This is a genomic window from Acidovorax sp. FW305-C-20-28, assembly GCF_058783375.1.
Genome location: NZ_JBYSYM010000022.1, coordinates 14,229 through 36,401, shown reverse-complemented (window position 1 = coordinate 36,401; position 22,173 = coordinate 14,229). Strand labels below are relative to the sequence as shown.

Genomic DNA, 22,173 nt, shown 5'->3' with positions numbered 1-22,173 from the left:
CGTGAGCAGGCTGTATGGCGCTTCCCCTGTATGCAGAGCTGCTCTGCGTCTCCAACTACTCGTTTCTCATCGGCGCCAGCTGGCCCGAGGAGCTGGTCGAGCGCGCCAAGGAGCTGGGCTACAGCGCCATCGCGATCACCGATGAATGCACGCTGGCCGGCGTGGTGCGTGCGCACATGGAGGCCAAGAAGCAAGGCATCCAGCTGCTGATCGGATCGCAGTTTCGGGTGCAGGCGGATTTACCCTTCACCCTGGTGGTGTTGGCCCAAGACATGAACGGCTACGGCAACCTGTGCCAGTTCGTCACCCGCCTGCGACGCTCGTCCGAGAAAGGCACCTACCTGCTGCATCGGGCGGACATCGAAGGCGACACGCTGGCCGACTGCCTGCTGGTGGTCTCGCCCTGCCGCGAGGCCAGCGATGCGCAGCTGGAGGAACTGGGCCAGTGGACCTTGACGCATTTTCTTGGCCGGGCCTGGCTCGGCGTGGACTTGAACCGACGCATCGACGACGAGTTGTGGTTGCACCGCGTGCGCGAACTCTCGGCCCTGACCGAACTGCCGCTCGTGGCCTTGGGCGACGTGCTCATGCACCTGCGCAGCCGCAAACCGCTGCAGGACGTGCTGACCGCGACCAGGGTGGGCAAGCCGCTGACAGAGTGCGGCTACGAGCTGCAGCGCAGCGCGGAGCGGCACCTGCGCAGCCGGGTGCGACTGGCCCAGACCTACCCCGAAGAACTGATGGACGAGACCGTGCGCATCGCCGAGCGCTGCACCTTCAGCCTGGACGAGATCCGCTACCAGTACCCGGATGAGGTGGTACCGCAGGGGCACACCCCGGCCAGCTTCCTACGCCAGGCCACCTACGAAGGTGCCGGTCGCCGCTGGCCCGCCGGCATCCCCACCAAGGTGCAGGCCCAGATCGAGCACGAGCTGGAGCTGATTTGCGACCTGCACTACGAGCACTACTTCCTCACAGTCTTCGACATCGTGAGCTTTGCGAGGTCAGAGAACATCCTCTGCCAGGGCCGCGGCTCGGCCGCCAACAGCGTGGTGTGCTATTGCCTGGGCGTGACCGAGGTGGACCCGGCGCGCATGTCGATGCTGTTCGAGCGTTTCATCAGCAGAGAACGCAACGAGCCGCCGGACATCGATATCGACTTTGAGCACCAACGCAGAGAAGAAGTGATCCAGTACCTGTACCGCAAATACGGGCGCGACCGCGCAGCGCTGGCGGCCACGGTGGTGACCTATGGGCCGAAGTCCGCCATTCGCGATGTGGGCAAGGCCCTGGGTTTCAGCCTGGAGGTGGTCGATGCGTTGGCGAAGGGGCACCAGTGGTGGGATGGCGATGGGGTGCGCCTGGAACGCTTCGAGGAGCTGGGCTTGGCCGAGAACGACCTGGCCGTGCGGCAGCTGATTCTGCTGACCATGCAGTTGATCGGTTTCCCCCGGCATTTGTCGCAGCATACGGGGGGCTTTGTGCTCACCAAAGGGCTGCTGAGCAGGCTGGTTCCCATCCAGAACGCCAGCATGGAAGAGCGCACTGTGATCGAGTGGGACAAGGACGATCTCGATGCGGTGGGCCTGCTCAAGGTCGATGTGCTCGCCCTGGGCATGCTGACCGCCATCCGCAAGGCGCTGGACCTGGTGGGTACGCGCAAGGGCTACGACTTCGGACTGCAGGACATCCCGGCGGAAGACCGCGAGACCTACAAGATGATCTCCCGCGCCGACACGGTGGGTGTGTTCCAGATCGAAAGCCGGGCGCAAATGTCCATGCTGCCGCGGCTGCGGCCCCGGTGCTTCTATGACCTGGTCATCTCGGTCTCCATCGTGCGGCCTGGGCCCATCCAGGGCGGCATGGTGCATCCGTACCTGAATCGCCGACAGGGCCTGGAACCGGTGACCTATCCCAGCGAAGACCTCAAGCAGGTGCTCAGCCGCACTCTGGGGGTGACGCTGTTCCAGGAACAGGTCATGCAGGTGGCCATGGTCGCTGCGGGCTTCACCGCCGGCGAGGCCGATGACCTGCGTCGGGCCATGGCGGCGTGGCGCAAGCGCGGCGGGTTGGAGAAGTACGAGAAGAAGATCATCGATGGCATGTTGGAGCGTGGGTACACCCCTGCCTTCGCGCAGGCCACCTACCAGCAGATCAAGGGGTTCAGTGGGTACGGGTTTCCGGAGAGCCACGCGGCGAGTTTTGCGTTGCTCGTCTACGCGTCGTGCTGGCTCAAGCGGCACGAGCCCGCGGCCTTCCTGGTCGCCTTGCTCAACTCGCAGCCCATGGGCTTCTACTCGCCCAGCCAACTGGTTCAGGATGCCCGCCGGCACCGTGTGGAAGTGCGCGGCGTCGATGTCATGCACAGCGCGGTGGAATCGACTCTGGAGGATCTGCCTGCGATCCCAGCCGTTCGGATGGGCCTGCACATGGTGTCGGGCCTGCATGCGACATCGGCCGCGCGCATCGTGGAAGCCCGAGAGCAGCAACCCTTCGACAGCGCCGAGGACCTGGCCATGCGAGCCGGGCTGGAGCAGCACGAGATGAAGCTGCTGGCCGCGGCCGATGCGCTGCTGGGGTTGTCTGGTCACCGGCGCCAGCAAGTGTGGGACGCTGCGGGGCTGCATAGAACGCCCGAACTTCTGCAGGAGGCGCCGGTCAACGAGGACTACCTGGAGCTACAGGCCGCGCCCGAGGGCGAAGAGATCGTGTGGGACTACGCGTCCACCGGGCTCACACTGCGTCGGCATCCGCTGGCGCTGCTACGGCCGCGCATGGCGGCCAAGAAGCTGCTGTCATCGCGGGACCTGCGGCACATCCCGGATGGAAGAGTGATCCGCACGGCGGGGATCGTGACCTTGCGGCAGCAGCCGTCCACGGCCAAGGGGACGATCTTCGTGTCGCTGGAGGACGAGTTTGGCGCCATCCAGGTGATCGTGTGGTCTGCGGTGCGGGATGAGCAGCGGCAGGTGCTGCTGGAGTCGCGGTTGCTGGCGGTCAAAGGGGTGTGGGAACGGCGGGGGCAAGTGGCGAACCTGATTGCGCACCGACTGGTGGATCTCACGCCATGGTTGGGGAGGCTGGGAAGGCTGGAGAGCCGGGATTTCAGGTGATAGCTACTCGTCGCTCGAGAGCTTGTGATCTTGGTCTCACTGAGCAGTTTTCGCGATTGCCAATGCAACTCCCTTTACTCTTTTTTGCACCGAGTGAACTGTGCGAGATGCCTCACTTCAATTCAGCCCTTCACCGGGGTCGAGCCCTCTCAATTCGAAATTGATCATCGAGTTCCCCCGGGGAATCCCGGCCCATGCGCTGAAATCAGGAACGACACCAAAAGCGTGCCTTTTCCATGGCGATCGGCGCAACAATGCGCGACCGGTGCCGAGACGAATTTCGGGCGACGACGAATGTGCCTGCCCTGGTATGGATCGCCGTCACCCGCCGCCAGGCAGGCCAGATGTACTGAGACATCGACCAGTGGGGCCATCGCTGGCAGGCTTAGGTCTAAGAAAGATTACGCCCTAAAGTCCAAGCGGTCGAGCATAGCTGAAAGCCCTTCGTCTATTCTATTGCGATGCAGCTCGGCTAGAAGGTCATCAGAAAACAATTTATTTACAAGATGCACGTAGTACTTGTAGGTCGTTTCGACATCCTCATGCCCTAGCAATTCACGTAGATCGTTGTCAATAGATGCATCATACACATACGGCCCATCTAACCTATTTCGCTTTTTCAGAGCATCAACTACAAAATATGTAGCGCAAGTATGCCTTAGCATCCGCGCGCCAAACTTAGCCTTCGCATATCCAACATTTTTACCCAAAACACGACTCTCACAAGCCGCCTCGGCCACTTTATTGAAAGCGCGATATAGACTATCATAATTCACCGAATAGCCATTTTCATTAAGGAACAAAACAGAGTTTGGCGGCGACACTCCATTTCGCCTCGCATACAACTCCGCACGTTGACGTCGAATCGGTATATATAAACGACAGATTTCCGCCCACAATCTTCCGGGAAATCGCACATAGCGATCCTTGCCTTTGGATTGACAATAAAACACCAAATCACTCATCATCAACCAATCGGGAATTTGGTCAACTTCGTACGGCAAAAATTCGGCATTTTTCCCCTTCCCTCTATACGGCAACTGCAAAACCTCCTTGGGACGCATCGCTGTTATCCTTATGATTGCGGCGATAAATACAAAAACTGGATCATCAATAAGCTTGAGTGCTGCCAAATACTCCTCTTGCGTGACCAGCTTGTTCACCTCCGATGCAACTTTAGTGGCAGGCCCAGAGAGTACCTTAAGCTTAGGTACAGCTTTCCTGACAGGGACCGCTATGTGAGCCAGAAGACTTTGATTCTTTCGGACAAAGACATCTACGTCTTTTATTTCCAACTCAAGATAGTGAGGAAACTTGCTTTTACCCGCCCAAACATAAAAGTCTATAATTCGGCCTAAATAGTCGACGACAGTTTTTCGGCTGGTGGCACCCCCACTCTGAAGATGAGCAATAAATTGACCAAGAATCTCTTGATCGATGGATGCCCACGACTGACATCCGTAACCCGAATCATCAAGCCATTGAAGGAAGCGAGCAAGAATAGCGCCATACTTCTTACTCGTCATCCTACTTCCAGAGCGACGCTTAGCCACCTCTGAAACCCACAAGGTGGGCGCCTCAATGATTTGCCCCACATCATCCAAAAAAAGCATTGGATTATTGGTTAGAGCAAGCGACGTGGAGCCTATTTCTACCCTAAAAATTTTCACACTTCATTCCTCTGCAATTTATTCAAAGCTGCATGAAGCGCCCTCTCAACATGCAATGCCCTGCTTTGAAGACCGCCCAATCGATCCTCCAATTCCCTATAAACAGTCGATTCAAGAACAGCAGCGGAAGATTTTGCAGCCTTGAGCACTCCATTCTTCAGCAGCAATCTTTCTCGCTCCTCTATAAGCTCCGCAACGGGTCTATTTTGATAGATGGTGCTTCTGGGAAAACGACACTCAGCAATAATTTTGCTTCTTAAAATCCTAGTTCGGTCAGCAGAAAGCAATTTCCCCCAATCCCCATCAGCTTCAGTTGCATCAAACAACTCGGCTAACCTTCGAGTATTTCTATTACTCACCAGGAACTCCAAAAATAAAATCAAACGGTTCTGCTACCGATACCACTGTCTGCTCGCTATGTACGCGCTCGATAGCATCGACAGTTGCATCATCGTCACTTGCAAGGTAAGCTCGTTCCAAGCAAGTACTCAAGCTGGCATTTACCCAAGCACATCCGATTTTCATGCTCCCTCTTTCGAGGAGATGCCTTCTTACAGCGCCTCTGATTTCGGGTGTGTGAAAGCACCCTTCAACGTAAACAGAAACCCCTACCGTGCTAGGAATCTGTAAAGCCGCCCACGTGCTCTTTCCTGACATCGGGAGCCCGCAAACGAGCGTCACGCTCGTAACCGCCGAGGAGCTCTGCATATCGGGAAAATTTGCGCGAAACGCGGCCACGAAGTGTTCCAATGCGTCGATTGAGCATAGTAAGCTCGGCACGTTGACTACGCGCTTTGAACCTCTTAATTGAACCACCTTTGCAGCTGCTGCTTGGTCGTTCAACCGCTCATTCTCAAGGGCGAGCTTTCTGGCTTGCTGCTCATAGAATCCAGCTTGATTGCGAGCCATTATTAGTTCTTCTCGCTTCGATGGAGCGATAGCGCCCTTCTGAAAGTAGTGATGAAGTTGTGCTAGCAATTTCTGCTGAGAAGTATTTGCAAGTTCTTCCAATTTTTCCATCTGTGCTTCCATATGAGCAACCCGAGAAGCTAAACGCTGATAGTGCCGTGCGGCTGTAGGCGCAATCGTCTTTTCCGAAGGAGCCGCAATAGGAATTGGTCTGGCCCCCTCTATCATCTTCATAACGGCAGTCCAGTCGTCATCCTTTTGATACAGAGTCCCTCGTGTGAGCCCACTTTCACGAGCCACTGCAGTAGGGTCCAGGGCCTCTCCCCGTTCAAGAAGAGCGTGCATTGCTGTGTAAACCAAATTGAGATTCGACTTACGCGCCATCGCTACTACCCCCTGTCACTTCGCGAAGACGTTTACGACTCTCAACAATCTTTCTTGCTGAAAACGCAATTTGCCTTGGTGTGGCATAAGGGTGAGACAACTGGCGCCGATGGAATGCAATGTCATTTTCTAATTGAACGACGTGTCTTTCTGTGAATACTGCATGACTGCAGCCCAGAGGCGAGCATGCCCAAAGATTGGGTTTTAAACGATTAGATGATTTTTCATTCCTTCCATTACAGGGAGAAATTTCGTTAACAGCCGGAATTTTCATGCATATTGCCAATGCAGAGCGATGAAGAAGCGATATCCCATCATCCAGCATTGCATCAATAAACTGAGCCAAACTCTCTTTTCCATCATCCTGAAGAATAGCCCTGAATTTTCTTGAGCCTTCAATGGACTCCTTTATCCGATTTCCTGCAATCCCGCCAATGGCACCGCTTTCCGCCGCAGCCACCACCTCTCTTAGAATATCAACGTTTTGCCTCAGTAGCTCCCTGCGTATTTCCGCCGAAACTGACGGCAGCGCTAGCAAGTATTTCATTGTCATTCGCAGACTCTTATGAGCAAACAAGTGAGCAATAATATCAATATTACCCGTGTCTTTGTATATTACATACATTGCCAAAGATTTACGAAACTGATGAGAATGTACGCGATGCTCAATACCGGCCTTCAAACAAACACGCTCCAAGCAGCGCGATGTAAACGATGAAAATGGTACTCTGCCAAAAAAATCCGCCCTTAACACAGTCGAGAACAGACTATCGTGTTTGCCATACGCTCGGGATTCAGCGCACAACTCCTTCAATACAGAAATTGCCCGTACAGTGATGTCTGGTATTGGTATGCGTCTGATCTCCCCTTGAGAGCCCTCGGAAGTTTTAAAGACCTTGTAGGTAAGCCAATGCCCATCAGGATCTGAGGAAATACAATTCACCTTCAGCGCACGAACTTCCGACCGACGCATACCGGTGGTGGCGAATATCAAGGTAACTGCACAATCAAAAAGGCCCGCGATGAGTCTTACAATCTCCATGTACGAAATGAATTCGCCCACATCACGCTCATGCATCCGAGGCATGATTTTTAGACTCCACCAGGGTTCCCCATTGACCAGAACTGGTTTGTACTTTCGGAAAAGCTCTACCCCGCGGATGCTAGCTGTCGACTCACCTTCTACCAACACTACAGAGCCACTAGCATCGACCCCAGCTCGCGGGCAGTAAGTACGAGCAAGCCAAAGAATGTCACGGCCGTACTCTTCAACCACAGTTTTGCAATAATTAAATATTGCCGCATAGTCATCCAACGGAAGCGGAAGATAGCCGGACGAGGCATCATCATATGCCTTCCTATATTTCGAGATCAAATCTTGATCAACAAATTCAGTGAAAATTGAATAACAAATCGGCAAAAGATCAGCGCGGCTGAGAGCTTGCCATACACCCAGCGCGTGCGCAATTTCCCACCTCACACCAAGTTTTTCGTGGGATTCGATATATCTAATGACCTGCTCTCGAGAAATTTCATCCAATCCGCGTCTAGGCATTCCACTCTTGCTAGGAAGGTATAGTTGAAAGTGATGAAGCATCGCTATCAGACGTACAAAGCGCGCTTTTTTCGATGCGACAGTTCCATACGACCCACCATGCCTATTAAAAGAGAATTTGGGCAATGAATAGAACAGCAGTGCCTTAACGAGAAGCAATAGATGGATATTAGAGCTTTCACGAAGATTAATTTTTCCGTAGCTTACCGTCTCAAAAATTGCCGTCGCCGATTTTTTATCCACATGTGGGAAACAAACAAAAGACCATCGATCGTCTTCAAACTTTGACAGAGGGCTAACCGCTATACCACTCCATTCATCAATTGGAATATATTTCAAATTAAATCCAACTTCTTGACTGCAATCCCGTTCCTCTACGCAGTCGAACTCATCCGTCGTAGAAGATACTTCCGCCTCAGGAACCTCATCGGCGTCCTGAGACAAAGAGGATTCCAACGTGAGAAACGCCGCCTCAAATCCAGCTTTCAACCTATCTTGGCTTTTCAATTCGAACCTCTCAAGCTTCCTGGAAGCGAATAAATCATATTGAAGCTCAACCGTTCAGCCTGAGCACATTGCTCTCTATTGTTCCAGTCATTCACAATTCCATTCCATGCATCATACTCATCGCCAAAGTTATCAATCCAATCAAGCGTTGGCATGGAAATTCGATACTGATCCAAATCTCTAATTCTGCCGAAAATAAATGGAAGTGCCTCGGAAAATATTCTAGATTGTTCACACAGTCCGCATTTATTAAAGAAGCTGCAAGGGTCATTCTTGGAAACAAATTCATCATGCCTTGGCCACGTTGGATTCAAGCGATCCATACAGGCGGCTATATATGTTTGGGACGCAGGAGACAACAAATGAACTACGTTCTCTTGTGTTAATTTCTCGCCGCCAATTGTTACGCCACGCACAACGCGGCCCTCGTCGATTGCCTGACGAAGCTGTTGGAGAGAAGTATCTTGAATTAACCTACTTGCATATGCTGCAAGGTCGCTGACAAGCTCCCCCTGAACCGCTCGCAACCTGACATTCTTCAGGTCAACTCCGCCCTCATCATTGTCGTAATGTCTAAGAGTAGTCTCTATATCCTCATGATCCATCTGAATCTTCGACTGATCAAGTGTATAGCCGCTTTCTCTCCTACGAGTTTGCACCGTGGTGCGCATCCGCCTAGCAGCAACCGCTTGATACATTTTCCTTGCATCAAGAACTATCCCATGCCTCTCTAGAAATTTCTTTGAGGTGGACGGGATTGCAGAAGCCGAGAGTTCAGCCCGAACGCCAGAGAGTTTAGTCCAGAGATTTTTGGTACGAACATACTGCCAAATACTCTCAACCCGCTCACCCTCCAATATTGGAAATCCATTAACTACACGCTCTACAAATTTTAAAACATTATAAACACTGTATGGATTATTAATATTTGACCGATGATGAACAGACTTCTCGCTCCTTCCCTTCCATGCATAAATCATCACATAATTTGGATCCACCAAGTCAGGCGCGATGTGATCATCCAAATTCGAACTGATGGCAAGAACTGCTTCTAAATTCCAACCTGTATTATTTTGCACATACAACAGGAAAGGATACAACGTTGAAGAGGTGAAAAAAGACCTAGCAATGTACGCTAATAATCCAATTTCAAGTGGCGACTCTCCTTTACCAAAGCGCATGTGAACGGCGACTTTGTAGGCCGAATAGACATCTTTATGCAGACTATGCCTACCTTCAGCGCATATTAGTGAGTTTGCGCTACTCCAATTCATGCCTAAAGGCCACTCAGGGTGATGACGAGCAATAGTGACCGAAGCGATATCCCAAGATTCCTGTACATCTGCCCCAGAAAATCTCGCAACCTGTTTTCCAGAAATAACAGAGTAACTTGGAAACAAGGTTCCGCTCATGGAAAGTGCATCACCAAATTCAAGATAACAACTAATAAACTCGTCAGCCGTCATCTGATAGGCCATGCAAACACTTTTAACTATTGCTCTGCTCTTAATAACTCTAACGCGATCAGAAAAAAACTTCGGCACCCTATTTCTAATTTTCTGCTTGTATTCTGACAGCCCCACCTCAAAGCATGCATCCGCAAGCGTGGGCGCTCTATTCAATATCCCACTAACATTTCTTAAAACGCAATCGTACGCAGACATTTCTGCCATAATAAACTTTATGTCTGCAAGCGAAGCTTCTGCTAGAAGATTAAAGCTGTTGGAAGCGTAGCCCGATGTAGGACTCGCCGTCTCTCTGGGCGCCCGAGGCCAGACAAGCACCCTTCCAACATTCTCAATCCCCAAATAACGCTTTTTGTAATTCGTTATAATTTGCTTCACTTTTCCATAGCGCTTTCTATTTACTGAACGCCCTGGATGATTTTGCAAATACCAAGAAATAAAATCCTTCCCCAATTGATGACCAATACCAGCCACATTTTCTACCGAACGACCACCATCTAACTTCTCTTCACACAGTTTAAAAAATTCTTCCAATCCATAATAGGTATCTTGTACTGTGGTGACAGATAATTTTTTGCCCTCTAATTCTTGGTGAGCAGCAAGCAGGCACTGACGCACAAGCGTCTCACTCAAGTTTTTAGCGTACTCTTCAAAAGACCAACGAAGCACTTTTCCTGACGCCTCATGCTCAACGACACACGAAACAGCGCTTAGTTCTTGAGTCGTTCGACTGGAGCGCCGGGCCCGAAGACTTCGCAAATCGTTAGGGAGGACGTCGCTCAGCAGGGTGGGGTGTACTGGGTTCAGATGGGTCTGGCTTTTCTTCTTAGGCATCTTCATAGCTCGGAGGGTTCACTCATCATCCGCGCAAACTATCTACGTCAAATTAGACACACATTGGAAGTTGCTAGATAACGTGCTCGCAGCCGCGGTAGGGGTTCACCGAGAGATCGAAATAGATGTCGGGCGAGTCGTTGGCGCAGATGGCGCTCTTGGCTGTCTCGAAGTGCACGCGGGTGGCGGGAGGCGCCGGCCCATCGCCCTCTTCCACATACGCCTCCCAGCCATCATCGACGGCCTCGCGCGTGTCGCGCACGAAGCGGTGGGCCAGCGCCGTGGCCGCGCCCCGGCCACGCACGGCCTGCAGGGGGATGCGCACCTCCTGCATGACCTGGGGGGGTGTTGTCGTCGTCAACGTGGGCGGGTGGGCGTGGCGGGGTGGGCATGGTGAGCGCCTCCACAGAACTGCAGCAGCATCACTGTGAATACTGTATTTTTATACAGTATCTTATGCGATCCACACGCCGATGTCTTCCACCGCGTTGCGTGCAAGGGATTCCCCGGTGGAGCCGCGCAGGCAAAAGTCCTAAAGTCACTCAAATGTTAGTAATCGAGGCGGCGGGGGCATGAACCATCTGAGAGTGAACACCTTCCACACCGCTGCCTCCGACCGCGCGGAGCACTGGGCCGACATCAACCGCTGCCACTTCGGCGGCCTGAGCGTGGAGGCCATGGAGACCGGCCTGCTGGAGGCCGAGCTCTCGCGTTATGAGCTGGGCGGGCTGCGGCTGTTCCAGATCGAGGCGCCGCCGCACATGGTGGTGCGCAATCCGCGGCACACGCCGGACGCGCTGGACGACTGCTACAAGCTGGTGCTGCAGTTGCAGGGCCATGCGCGCATCGAGCAGCGGCACCGGGTGTTCGACCTGCGCGCGGGCGACTGGAGCCTGTACGACCCCCGGGTGCCCTACTCCATCGGCAATTTCGAGCGCACGCGGCTGCTGGCCATCCAGATCCCGCGGGAGCTGCTGCGCAGCTTCAAGGTGCCCGAGCTGCACACCTGCGAGGCGCGCGACAGTGCCCAGCTGGGCCTGTCGGCGGTGCTGGGGGGCTTTCTGCGCTCGCTGTCGGAGCAGTTGGCCTCGCTGCCCGACGAGGCCGCCCCGGCGCTGAGCGAGACCGTGCTGTCCCTGCTGGGCTACACCTTGCTGAGCGAGCAGCACCAGGGCCGCGTGCACACCACGCTGCCCGGGGTGATGAAGCTGCGCGTGCAGCAGTACGTGCAGGCCCACCTGGGCGAGGACGACCTCTGCATCGACAGCATTGCCGAGGCCATGCGCTGCTCCAAGCGCTACCTGCACCGTGTCTACGAGGACGAGCCGGTGACCCTGGAGCGCTACATCTGGCGCGAGCGCCTGGCGCGCAGCCAACTGTTGCTGGCGGCCCCCGCGCAGGCCGAGCGCAAGATCGCCGACATTGCCTTTGCCTGCGGCTTTCGCAGCAATGCGCATTTCTGCCGCATGTTCAAGGCCGAGTACGGGGTGGCCCCGTCGGACTGGCGCGGGCAGCAGCAACAAACCCGCCCACACTGAGTGAGCGGCTCAGCCGACTGGCGCCAGGTAGCTGCTGTGCAGGATGTCGGGTTGCGCCAGCAGCGCGCGCGAGGTGCCTGACCAGGCCATGCGCCCGCGCACCAGCACATTCGCCTGGCTGGAGATGGACAGCGCCAGCGTGGTGAACTGCTCGATGAGCAGCACGCCCACGCCCTGGCGCGCCACCTCTTGCACGATCTCGGCCAGGCGCTTGACGACCACCGGCGACAAACCGAGCGAGAGTTCGTCGATCAGCAGGTAGCGCGGACGGGCCAGCAGCGCCTGGGCCACGCAGACCATCTGCTTTTGCCCGCCCGACAGGGAGCGCCCCGGGTCGGCGAGCTTGCTGCGCAGCTCGGGCAGGGTCTGCAGCACCGCGTCGATGGCGCCGGCCACCTCGGCGGCGGGCAGGCCGCCTGCAGCCACGCGCAGGTTGTCCAGCACCGACAGGTCGCCCAGCACGCGGTGCCCCTCGGGCACCACCGCCACGCCGGCGGCGCGCACGGCCTCGGGGCGCAGGCGCAGCAGCGGCTGGCCGTCGGCAAGCACCTGCCCCGACTGCACGGGCAGGGCACCGGCCACGGCCATCACCGTGCTCGACTTGCCCGCGCCGTTGGCGCCCACCAGGGCCGTCACGGTGCCCGGGGCCACGGCCAGGTCGATGCCGTGCAGCACCGGCTTGCCGCCGCGTTGCAGCACCAGGTTCTCGATCATCAGCATGTGGTATCTCCTTAGGTCCCCAGGTACGCACGGCGCACCTCGGGGTCTTGCAGCACCTCGCGCGTGGGCCCCAGCGCCAGGCGGCGGCCGAAGTCCATCACCAGGGTCTGGCTGCAGGTGTCGGCGATCAGGTCCACGTCATGGTCGATGAGCAGCACCTGGGCGCCGCGAAAGGCCTGGATGCCGCGCAGCGCCTCGCGCAGCCGACCCGACTCCTGCTCGGTGAGGCCGGCGCCGGGCTCGTCCAGCAGCAGCAGGCGGGGCCGGCCCACCAGGGCCTTGGCCAGCTCCAGCATGCGGCGCTGGAACAGGTTGATGGCCTGCCCGGGCTCTGTGGCCACATCGGCCAGGCCGCAGTAGCCCAGCACGTCGGCCACCTCGTCCGCAGAATCCACGCCCGTGGACGGCACTTGGTCGAGCACGGCCTGCACGTTGGCCCACACGCTCAGGTCCTCCACCACCTGCTCGGTCTGGAAGGAGCGGCGCAGGCCCTGCACGACGCGCTGGCGCGGCGTGAGCGGCAGCCAGGGCAGGCCATCCACCGCCACGTGGCCGCCGTGCGCGCCCACCAGGCCGCTGAGCAGGTTCACCAGCGTGGTCTTGCCGGCGCCGTTGGGGCCGATCAGGCCGCAGACCGGTGCATCCAGCGCGGCCGTGAGGCCGTCGATGGCCTTGAGGCCGCCGAATTGCACGCTGAGGTTGTCGATCACGATCATGCCTGCGCTCCCCGCAACCGCTGGCGCAGCGCCTGCAGCGCCGTGAGCCACTGGCCCGCAATGCCCTGCGGCGCGGTGATGAGCGCATGCAGCAGCGCCGCGCCGAAGAACATCAGGGCCACATAGCCGTTGACCTCCCAGTCCGTCAGCAGTGCCGGCACGGCCCTGAGCAGCAGGCCTGCGAGCAGCGTGCCCAGCCAGTGGTAGGCACCGCCCACCACCGTGAGGGCCAGCAGCATGACCGACTCGGACGCCTGGAACGCCCGGCCATCGAGCTGGCCCACATTGCCCGCGAGCAGCGCGCCCGCCACCCCGGCGCAAAAGCCGGCCAGGCCGAAGGCCCAGGTCTGGTAGAGCAGCACGTTGACACCGGCCGCGGTGGCGGCGGCCTCGCCGCGGCGGATCAGCGCCCAGGCGCGGCCCGGCTTGCCACGCCGGTGCCACTCGATCAGGCCCATCACGGCGGCCAGCCAGGCCAGCACGTAGGCCAGGTAGGCGCCATCGCCCTGGGCCAGCCAGGGCCGCGCCAACATGGCGCGGCCTGTGCCATCGGCCTTGCCGAGCCAGCCCGGCCCGCCATCGGGAAAGCCGAGCGCGCTGGCCAGAACCTGGTAGCCGCCGGCCATCATCAGGGTCACCAGCGCCAGGTACAGGCCCTTCATGCGCAGCGCCGGCAGGCCGGCCACCATGCCGGCCACGCTGGCGGCCAGGCCGCCGGCCAGCACGCACAGCTCGAACGGCAGGGCCCCACCATGGCCCAGGCGCAGCGCCACCCAGCCGCCCACCCCGAGCAGGGCGTACTGGCACAGGCTGATGAGGCCGAGCTGGCCATAGAGCAGGGCCACGCCGGCGGCGGCCACGCTCAGCGCCATCGAAGCGCTCAAGGTCTTGGTCCAGTAGCTGTTGGCCAGCCACGGCAGGACCAGGGCCATGAGCAGCAGGGCCGCGCACAGCCAGTGGTACTGGCGCCGCTGCAGCGCAGCGCTCTGGGCCACGGCAGCGAGCAGGCCGGCCGGCGCGCGGGGAACGGCCGGGCGCGGCGGCAGCGGCGCGGCGGCGGAAGGGAGGATGGACATGGTGGAACGATCGAAGACAGAAGGGACCTACGCGGCACGCGTGGTGTTGCGAAAGGCCACGATGGCCAGCAAGGCCATGAGAAAGGGCACCGCGGTGCGAAAGGGCGCGAAGCCGGGCAGCAGGATGGCGCAGGCCTCCAGCATGCCGATGAGCAGCCCGCCCGCCACGGTGGCCGGCAGCGAGTTCAGCCGGCCCAGGATGGCAGCGGCGAACGCCGGGATCACCAGAAAGGTCAGCACCGTGGCCTGCAGCCGCACGATGTTGGCCAGCAACAGGCCGCAGACGCCGGCAAAGGCGCCCGAGAGCACCCAGGCCACGGTATCGACGCGCAGCACCGGCACCCCCAGCAGGGCGCTGAGCGCGCGGTCGTTGGCCAGGGCGCGCATCATCAGGCCGATGCGGGTGCGCGCCAGCAGCCAGCCCACGCCGGCCATCATCAGCACGGCCAGCGCCAGGCCCAGGATGCGCGTGCCCGTGAGGCGCACCTCGCCCAGCTCGATGGCCTGCAGGTCGGTGGGCAGGATGAGGCGGCGCGGCTGCTCGCCCCAGAACCATTCGACAAACGCCATCAGCATGAGGGCCAGGCCCAGCGTGGCGATGCTGCGGATGGTGGCATCGCGCGCAGCCAGGCGCGGCGCCAGCAGGCGCCCGTAGGCCAGCGACAGCAGCATGGCCGTGGCCACCGCCGCGGCCCAGGCCAGGCCCTGCTGCCATTGCGCCTGCAGCGCCGACCAGGCCACATGCGCCCCCACCGCGCCGATGGCGCCGAAGGCGAAGTTCAGCACCCCGCTGGCGCGGTACAGCACCACCAGGCCCACGCCGGAGAGCGCATACACCGCGCCCACGCCCAGGCCGGCCATCAGGAAGGGCAGGAGCTCGTCCATGGCGGGGTGCTCAGAGTCCGAGCCGCTTTTCGTCGGCACGCACATCGGCGAGCTCGGGCTCGTCGGCCGTCAGGCAGGCCGCTGTGACCTGCTTGAAGCCGTTGCCGCTGACCTGCGCGATGGGGCCGCTGGTGTTGGCGTTGTGGCGCGCGCCATCGCCCACGTAGAAGGGCTTGCACAGCATGTCGCTCTTGAAGCCCTTGACCTGGCGCAGCGCGGCGCTCACGCTGGCCCGGTCCAGCGGCTTGGCGCTGCCCAGCTTGAGCAGCGCGTCCGTGACCACGCGCGCCGCCAGGTAGCCTCCCTGCGCGAAGGAGTCGCGCGGCGCCCCCTTGTCCGCATAGGCGGCCATCACCGCCTTCCAGTTGAGGTTGTCCGGCCCGTTGGACTCGGTGGGCATGAACTCCAGGTGCACATCCAGCGCGTTGTTCCAGGCCGCGCCGATGGCCTTGGGTACGTCGCTGTTGTAGGCCGGCGTGGTGGAGGCGAAGCGGATCCGGCGCTGCAGGCCCTGCTGCTCGGCCGCGGCCAGCATGGGGACCATGATGCCCTTGGGCACGTTGAGCACGATCACGTCGGGCTTTTTCGCGGCGGCCTGCAGCATCACCGAGGTGGCGTCGGCCGAGCCCGGGTCGATGGTGATGGTCTCGACCTCCACGCCCTGCCCCTTGCCCCAGCCCTTGGCGCCTTCGCAGGCCCAGTTGCCCAGGCTGGGGATGTTGGGGATGATGCAGACCATGCGGCGCGCCTTGTAGGCCTGGGCCGCATGGGCGGCCACCAAGGTGGCGGAGACCCGCGGGCCGCTGTTGACCGGGGCGTAGTTCTTGGCGAAGAAGCACTCGCGCGGCACGCCCACGCCGGCGATCGCCATCACGTTCTCGCGCTCGTAGAGCCGGGCATTGGCGCCGCATTCGACGAAGCTGGAGCTGCCCACCATGGCCAGCACCTTGCGGTCCATCACCAGCTTGGCCGCCACCTGCGAGGCGACCTCGGGGTTCCACTGGTCGTCGGCGATCAGGTACTCCACCGGGCGACCGTGGATGCCGCCGTTGTCGTTGACGCACTTAAAGTACGCGGCGGCGGCCAGAGCCGAGGCGCTGAAGTCGTCGGGCCCGGTCTTACCGACCACGGCGCCGAGCACGATGGGCTCGCCGCTGGCCTTCTTGCCGGTGTTCATGCCGCAGTCGGGCCGGGCCTGGGCCCAGGCGGCAGCGCTGCCGGCGCCCAGGGCCAGGGTGAGTGCGGCCAGGCGCACGGTGTTGCGGAAAGGGATCATGGTTTGTCTCCTGTGGGTTGGAATGCTTCTGTTCTGCGCTGTCTCAGCCGCTCAGACGGCCATGCACACGCTCTTGAGTTCGGTGCAGCCCTCGACGGCGGCGCGCCCCAGGTCGCGGCCCACGCCCGACTGCTTGTAGCCGCCCAGGGGCAGGTTGTTGTCGAGCATGTTGTGGCAGTTGACCCAGACGGTGCCGGCCTGCAGCCGCGGGATGAGGCGGTGCACGGCCGCGAGGTCGTTGGACCAGACGCTGGCGGCCAGGCCGTAGGGCGAGTCGTTGGCCAGGTGCACCACCTCGTCGACGTCATCGAAGGGCATGGCCGCCACCACGGGGCCGAAGACCTCTTCGCGCACCACCTGCATGCCGGCGTGCACGTCCACCAGCACGGTCGGCGCGATGAAGCAGCCCGCCGTGCCGCTGCGCGTGCCCCCGGTGAGCACGCGTGCGCCTTCGGCGCGGGCGCGGTCCAGGTGGCCCAGCACACGGTCGAGGTGGCGGCTGGAGACCACCGGCCCGATCTGGGTCTCGGGGTCGAAGCCGGAGCCGATCTTCATGCCCTGCGCAATCTGCGCCAGCGCCGCCACCACCCGCTCGAAGATGCGCCGCTGCACGTAGACGCGCGAGCCCGCCGTGCACACCTGGCCCTGGTTGAAGAAGATGCCCATGGCCGCGCCCATGGCGGCGCGCTCTACGTCGCAATCGCCGAGCACGATCAGCGGCGACTTGCCACCCAGCTCCAGCGTGACGCGGGCCATGTTCTCGGTGGCGGCGCGGCCGATGGACTTGCCGGTGGCGGTGGAGCCGGTGAAGCTGATCTTGTCGATGCCCGGGTGGCCGCAGAGCGCCGCCCCCGTGGCACCGGCCCCGCAGACCACGTTGAGCACGCCCGGCGGGATGCCGGCGGCCAGGGCCAGCTCGGCCAGGCGCAGCGCGGTGAGCGGGGTCTCGGGCGAGGGCTTGAGCACCACGGTGCAGCCGGCCGCCAGAGCGGGCGCCACCTTCCACAGCGCGATGGCGAGCGGGAAGTTCCACGGCACGATCGCCGCCACCACGCCCACGGCCTCGCGCCGTGTCCAGGTGTGGTACTGCACCCCGGGCGGAAAGCCGATGGAGGGCTGCAGCGTCTGGCCTTCGAGCTTGGTGGCCCAGCCGGCCATGTAGCGCACGAACTCGGCGCCGCCGCCCACGTCCACGGCGCGCGCGATGCTGCGCAGCTTGCCGCTTTGCAGCGTCTCGATGGCGCTGAGTTCGTCGCCATGCTCCTCGATCAGCTGCGACAGCCGGTACAGCATCTGCTCGCGGTCGGCCGGGCGCAGCCGCGTCCAGGCCGAATCGGTGAAGGCGCGCCGGGCCGAGGCCACAGCGGCATCGACATCGGCCGCGTCGCTGTCGGGGGCGTCGGCGATGTGCATGCCGGTGGCCGGGTCGACCACCGGCAGCCAGGCCCCGCTGCGCGGGGTCTGCTCCTGGCCGTCGATGCAATTGCCGTAGCAGCGGCGCATCAGAAAGCCGTCGGCCAGCGGGTGGTGGGTAGGGTGTTCGTGGGATGCCATGGGAGGGTTCCGATGGGGCCTGCTCATCGGGCCATGGCGCGCGCCACGAGCAGGGTGTCGGTGAACTGCTCGAAGCGGGTCACGCGGCCGCCCTGCAGGGCCCAGACATGCACGGCACGGGCCTGCATGGCCTGCCCGGTGGCACGAAAGCGGCCGCTGTAGGTGCCGATGCCGACCACCTGGTCACCCGCATCGAGCAGGGCCGTCAGCGCAAAGCGGTAGCCCTCCCAGTCGCGGCCCAGCACCTCGAAGACGTTCTCGACCACGGCGCGGGGGCCGACATAGGTGCCGGCACAGGGAAAGCCGGCCATCTCCGTCCACTGCACATCGTCGGCAAGGTCGGTCACCATGGCTGCGATATCGCCCCGATCGGAGGCCGCGTAGTGGTCTGCAATGATTTGGTAGGGGGTGCGCATGGTGGAAGGCCTCAGACGGGTTCGTGCTGGGAGGGGTAGACCGTCATCGAGGCTTTGCGCATGAAGGCCCCGGCGGACTGGTTGGAGATCTCGCCCGCGCCCGTCAGGCCCAGGAACTTGCCGGTGGAACGGCCGCTTTCGAAGTTGAAGAAGAAGACCGAGGCGACGGGGATGCGGTACTCGCGGAAGGTGAAGATGTACTGCTGGTCGTCGAACTTGTAGTAGCTGGCCTGGTCCACGTCGCCATGGCCGCGCTGCACGCCCACCAGGCACTGCCAGGCGTAGCGCTGGGAGCTCAGGTAGGTGTGCTCGTAGGTGTGCTCGGGGCTGTAGGTCTGGAAGGTGCGCAGCCCGATCAGCTCGCGCGTCTCGTGCGGCGCGGTGCTGCCCGCCAGGGCCGGGCCCGCGCCCAGCGTGCCGGCCAGGAAGTCCTGGGCCACCCGCGGCTCGCCCGCCACCTGCCCGTCGCCGAGGATGCAGCAGCGCACGGCCAGCACGCGGCGTGTGCGCGTGTTGGCGATGACGGTCCAGGCTTCGTCGGGCAGCGCCGCCCGCGTGAGGTCGATGAACCAGGTGTCCGGCGCGACCTCCACGGCCTCGTAGCGGTCGCTGCCGCTGCGCGGGGCCAGGCCGTCGCCCGACTCCTCCCAGCGCAGCATGTGGCGGCTGTCGGGCTGCAGGGTCAGCACGCGGCCCGGCAGGTGCAGCGGCAGCACCTGACCGACCAGGGCCTCGCTGGCCGGGAGGCGGTTGGTGGCGATGCCGGCCGCGAAGTCGTCGTAATGCTTCCAGTCCGGGGGGCGGTGGGTAGCGCTCATGGCATGTGCTCCAGTGGTGAGAAAGGAAAGGGGTGCCTTCATTCGGCAAAGGCCAGCGTGGGCAGGTCCACCGCCGAGGCGCCGCCATCGACCATCAGCGCGCTGCCGCTGACCATGGCCGCCTGCGGCGAGGCGAGGAACAGCACGGCCTGCGCCACGTCATCGGGGGTGGCCGGCCGGCCCAGCGGCACGTGGCGGGTGACGAGGTCGTAGGCGGCCTCGGTGTCGGCCAGCCCGTGGCGCTGCACCAGCACGGCCATCTGCTCGTCGGCCATGTCGGTGCGCACCCAGCCCGGGCAGACGGCGTTGGCGCGCACGCCATGGCGGCCGTAGTCGCGCGCCAGCGAGCGAGTCAGGCCGATGAGCGCATGCTTCATCGTCACGTAGCCCACCGCATCGGGGCCGGCGAAGTGGCCGGCCAGGGAGGACAGGATGACGATGTTGCCGCGCCGCTCCATCAGCCCGGGCAGGGCTTCGCGCGCACAGACGAAGGCGGTGTCCAGGTTCAACCGCGCCGACAGGGCCCACGAGGCATCGTCGGTGCCCAGCGCATTGCCGATGCCATGCCCGCCCGCATTGGCCACCAGCACGTCGATGCCGCCATGGGCCTCGCGCACCTGCGCCAGCGCGCGCCGCACGTCGGCCGCGTCGGCCGCGTCGCCCGCCACGGCCAGGGCCCCCAGGGGCTGGGCCACGGCCTGCAGCGGGGCCAGCCGGCGCCCCATCAGGGCCACACGGGCGCCCGCGGCTGCGCATTGCCGCGCCACGGCGGCGCCGATGCCGCTGCCGCCACCGGTGATGAGGACCGACAGGCCGGCCAGGGATGCAGATGGGTTGCTCACAACAGTCTCCTTTCGAATCACGGCCCCGAAGCGGGGCAAACAGGCCGGCAGGGCTCATATGGATTCGCGTTCGACCGTATAACTAGGCGGGAAGCCGCAGACAGTGCTGTAGCACGGCAAGGCGAACCAACGACGTTAGACGGTTGAAGGCGAATCCGTATCAGCGCGCACGCAGCATGAAATCGGCGCAGCGCTCAGCCAGCATCACCACCGGTGCGTTGGTGTTGCCGCTGACCAGGGTGGGCATGGCAGACGCGTCGCAGACGCGCAGGCCGCCGACGCCGCGCACGCGCAGCGCGGGGTCGAGCACCGCCTGCGCATCGCCTGCGCCGCCCATGCGGCAGGTGCCAGCGGGGTGGTAGACGGTCTTGGCGCGTGCGCGCACATGGGTTTCGAGCGCGGCATCGTCCAGCGCCTCATCGGCCGAGGGCGACAGTTCGGCGCTGATGTGGCGCGCCAGCGAGGGCGCGCGCAGGATGCGCCGGGCCAGCTTCACGCCGCGCACCAGGGTGTCCACATCCTCCCGGGCTGCGAGGAAGTTGCCGTCGAAACGGGCCTGGGCCATCGGGTCGGGGCTGGCCAGGGCCACGGAGCCGCGCGAGGCGGGGCGCAGGAAGCACGGGTTGATGGAGAGGCCGTGCCCCGCCAGCGGCTCGCGGTCGACATCGCCCACGAGCACCGGCAGCACGTGGAACTGCACGTCGGGACGGCCGCTGCCCGTGGTGTCCACGAAGCCGCCGGACTCCACCACGTTGGAGGTGAGCAGGCCGGTGCGCGTGAGCTGCCACTGCAGGCCGTGGCGCAGCGCGGCCAGCCCGCGGTCCTGGCCCGCCAGGCTGATGGGTGCGCGGCAGCGGCCATAGACGCTGACCTCCAGGTGGTCCTGGAAGTTCTGGCCCACGCCGGGCAGATCGTGCACCACGGGGATGCCCATGGACTGCAGGTGCGCCCCCGGGCCGATGCCCGACAGCATGAGCAGCTTGGGCGTGGCCAGCGCACCGGCGCTCAGCACCACCTCGTCATGGGCCAGGGCCTGGAGCTCGGTGCCTTGTGCATCGCGGTAGACCACGCCCGTGGCGCGCCCGCCCGACAGCGTGAGGCGCAGCACCTGGGCACCGGTGGCGACCGTGAGCTGGGGCAGGTGGCGCACGGCCGCCAGGTAGGTGGCCGCCGTGCTGGCGCGCTCGCCCTGGTGGGTGGTGGTCTGGTAGTAGCCCACACCGGCCTGCTCGGCGCCGTTGAAGTCGTGGTTGTAGGGCAGGCCGCACTCCTGCGCGGCCTGCAGGAAGGCCGAGCTCAGCGGGTGGCGGTGGCGCGTCTCGCTGACATGCAGCGGCCCCTCGGTGCCGTGCAGCGGGCCGGACAGCACCTGGTTGGCCTCGGCCTGGCGGAACCAGGGCAACACATCGGACCAGGCCCAGCCCGTGCAGCCCTGGGCGGCCCAGCCATCGTAGTCGGCCGCCTGCCCGCGGATGTAGACCATGGCATTGACCGAGCTGCCGCCGCCCAGGGTGCGGCCCTGGGGCACATGCATGCGGCGGCCCTGTGCATGGGGCTGCGGCTCGGTCTCGTAGAGCCAGGTGCGTTCGCTGCCGATCACGCGCACAAAGGTGGCGGGCATGCGCACGAAGGGCGTGTTGTCGGCGGGCCCGGCTTCGAGCAGCAGCACGCTGTGCCCGGCGCGGACCAGGCGGTGCGTGACCACGCAGCCTGCCGAGCCCCCACCCACGACGATGTAGTTGTATGCCTGTACCGCACCCATGATGCCTTGTCTCCGGATCTCGTTCTGGTTCACCCGGCGCGGGGCACAAGCCCTGCGCTGTTCTGGTGGCCGATGATCCGGGGCATGGCAGCCCGCGGCAATGCGCGGCGGCGGTTTCGCCGCGTGGGTCAA

18 protein-coding genes are annotated in these 22,173 nt (G+C 62.0%); 2 read left to right on the top strand and 16 right to left on the bottom strand.

Features of this window, described 5'->3' with window-relative positions; genetic code table 11:
• Positions 1-14: 14 nt before the first annotated feature.
• Positions 15-3,113 (top strand): error-prone DNA polymerase, encoded by a 3,099-nt coding sequence (locus AC3WOH_RS22975; RefSeq protein ID WP_492231639.1) that lies wholly within the window; start codon positions 15-17, stop codon positions 3,111-3,113.
• A gap of 401 nt (positions 3,114-3,514) precedes the next feature.
• Here the strand turns inward: AC3WOH_RS22975 and AC3WOH_RS22970 are convergent, their stop codons facing one another.
• From AC3WOH_RS22970 to AC3WOH_RS22945, 6 genes are all read right to left on the bottom strand, one after another.
• A complete protein-coding gene (locus AC3WOH_RS22970; protein ID WP_492231638.1) occupies positions 3,515-4,783 on the bottom strand; it encodes a tyrosine-type recombinase/integrase in 1,269 nt (422 codons plus the stop codon).
• Positions 4,780-5,109, bottom strand: a complete 330-nt coding sequence (locus AC3WOH_RS22965; RefSeq protein ID WP_492231637.1) for a hypothetical protein — start codon at positions 5,107-5,109, stop codon at positions 4,780-4,782. Before AC3WOH_RS22965 ends, AC3WOH_RS22970 begins: the two co-directional genes overlap by 4 nt.
• 25 nt (positions 5,110-5,134) lie before the next feature.
• Complete coding sequence (locus tag AC3WOH_RS22960; protein WP_492231636.1) at positions 5,135-5,926, bottom strand: hypothetical protein; 792 nt, start codon at positions 5,924-5,926, stop codon at positions 5,135-5,137.
• A gap of 139 nt (positions 5,927-6,065) precedes the next feature.
• Entirely contained in the window at positions 6,066-8,138 is a 2,073-nt protein-coding gene (locus tag AC3WOH_RS22955; protein ID WP_492231635.1) for a tyrosine-type recombinase/integrase, read from the bottom strand.
• Positions 8,135-10,438, bottom strand: a complete 2,304-nt coding sequence (locus AC3WOH_RS22950) for a hypothetical protein (RefSeq protein WP_492231634.1) — start codon at positions 10,436-10,438, stop codon at positions 8,135-8,137. Before AC3WOH_RS22950 ends, AC3WOH_RS22955 begins: the two co-directional genes overlap by 4 nt.
• A gap of 73 nt (positions 10,439-10,511) precedes the next feature.
• Complete coding sequence (locus AC3WOH_RS22945; RefSeq protein WP_492231633.1) at positions 10,512-10,799, bottom strand: hypothetical protein; 288 nt, start codon at positions 10,797-10,799, stop codon at positions 10,512-10,514.
• A gap of 211 nt (positions 10,800-11,010) precedes the next feature.
• Between AC3WOH_RS22945 and AC3WOH_RS22940 the strand changes: the two genes are divergently transcribed.
• Positions 11,011-11,976, top strand: a complete 966-nt coding sequence (locus AC3WOH_RS22940) for an AraC-like ligand-binding domain-containing protein (RefSeq protein ID WP_492231632.1) — start codon at positions 11,011-11,013, stop codon at positions 11,974-11,976.
• A 9-nt stretch (positions 11,977-11,985) separates the two neighbouring features.
• Here AC3WOH_RS22940 and AC3WOH_RS22935 read toward each other — a convergent pair whose 3' ends face one another.
• The 10 genes from AC3WOH_RS22935 to AC3WOH_RS22890 form a co-directional block, all read right to left on the bottom strand.
• Positions 11,986-12,696, bottom strand: a complete 711-nt coding sequence (locus AC3WOH_RS22935) for an ABC transporter ATP-binding protein (protein WP_492231631.1) — start codon at positions 12,694-12,696, stop codon at positions 11,986-11,988.
• Positions 12,697-12,707: 11 nt separating this feature from the next.
• The gene (locus AC3WOH_RS22930; protein WP_492231630.1) at positions 12,708-13,412 is read right to left on the bottom strand and encodes an ABC transporter ATP-binding protein; all 705 of its coding nucleotides are present in this window, start codon (positions 13,410-13,412) and stop codon (positions 12,708-12,710) included.
• Positions 13,409-14,488 carry a branched-chain amino acid ABC transporter permease gene (locus AC3WOH_RS22925; protein ID WP_492231629.1) on the bottom strand — a complete coding sequence of 360 codons (1,080 nt, stop codon included), beginning with the start codon at positions 14,486-14,488 and terminating at the stop codon, positions 13,409-13,411. The genes AC3WOH_RS22930 and AC3WOH_RS22925 overlap by 4 nt, the downstream gene beginning before the upstream one ends.
• A 27-nt stretch (positions 14,489-14,515) precedes the next feature.
• Entirely contained in the window at positions 14,516-15,373 is an 858-nt protein-coding gene (locus AC3WOH_RS22920) for a branched-chain amino acid ABC transporter permease (RefSeq protein WP_492231628.1), read from the bottom strand.
• 10 nt (positions 15,374-15,383) lie between these two features.
• Complete coding sequence (locus AC3WOH_RS22915; protein ID WP_492231627.1) at positions 15,384-16,649, bottom strand: ABC transporter substrate-binding protein; 1,266 nt, start codon at positions 16,647-16,649, stop codon at positions 15,384-15,386.
• A 51-nt stretch (positions 16,650-16,700) separates the two neighbouring features.
• Entirely contained in the window at positions 16,701-18,203 is a 1,503-nt protein-coding gene (locus AC3WOH_RS22910) for an aldehyde dehydrogenase family protein (protein ID WP_492231626.1), read from the bottom strand.
• A 23-nt stretch (positions 18,204-18,226) separates the two neighbouring features.
• On the bottom strand, positions 18,227-18,619 hold the full coding sequence (locus AC3WOH_RS22905; RefSeq protein WP_492231625.1) for a nuclear transport factor 2 family protein: 393 nt from the start codon (positions 18,617-18,619) through the stop codon (positions 18,227-18,229).
• Between the two features lie 11 nt (positions 18,620-18,630).
• Complete coding sequence (locus AC3WOH_RS22900) at positions 18,631-19,437, bottom strand: MoaF C-terminal domain-containing protein (protein WP_492231624.1); 807 nt, start codon at positions 19,435-19,437, stop codon at positions 18,631-18,633.
• 38 nt (positions 19,438-19,475) lie between these two features.
• Positions 19,476-20,279 (bottom strand): SDR family NAD(P)-dependent oxidoreductase, encoded by an 804-nt coding sequence (locus AC3WOH_RS22895; protein ID WP_492231623.1) that lies wholly within the window; start codon positions 20,277-20,279, stop codon positions 19,476-19,478.
• A 160-nt stretch (positions 20,280-20,439) separates the two neighbouring features.
• Positions 20,440-22,041 (bottom strand): GMC family oxidoreductase, encoded by a 1,602-nt coding sequence (locus tag AC3WOH_RS22890; RefSeq protein ID WP_492231622.1) that lies wholly within the window; start codon positions 22,039-22,041, stop codon positions 20,440-20,442.
• Positions 22,042-22,173: the final 132 nt, after the last annotated feature.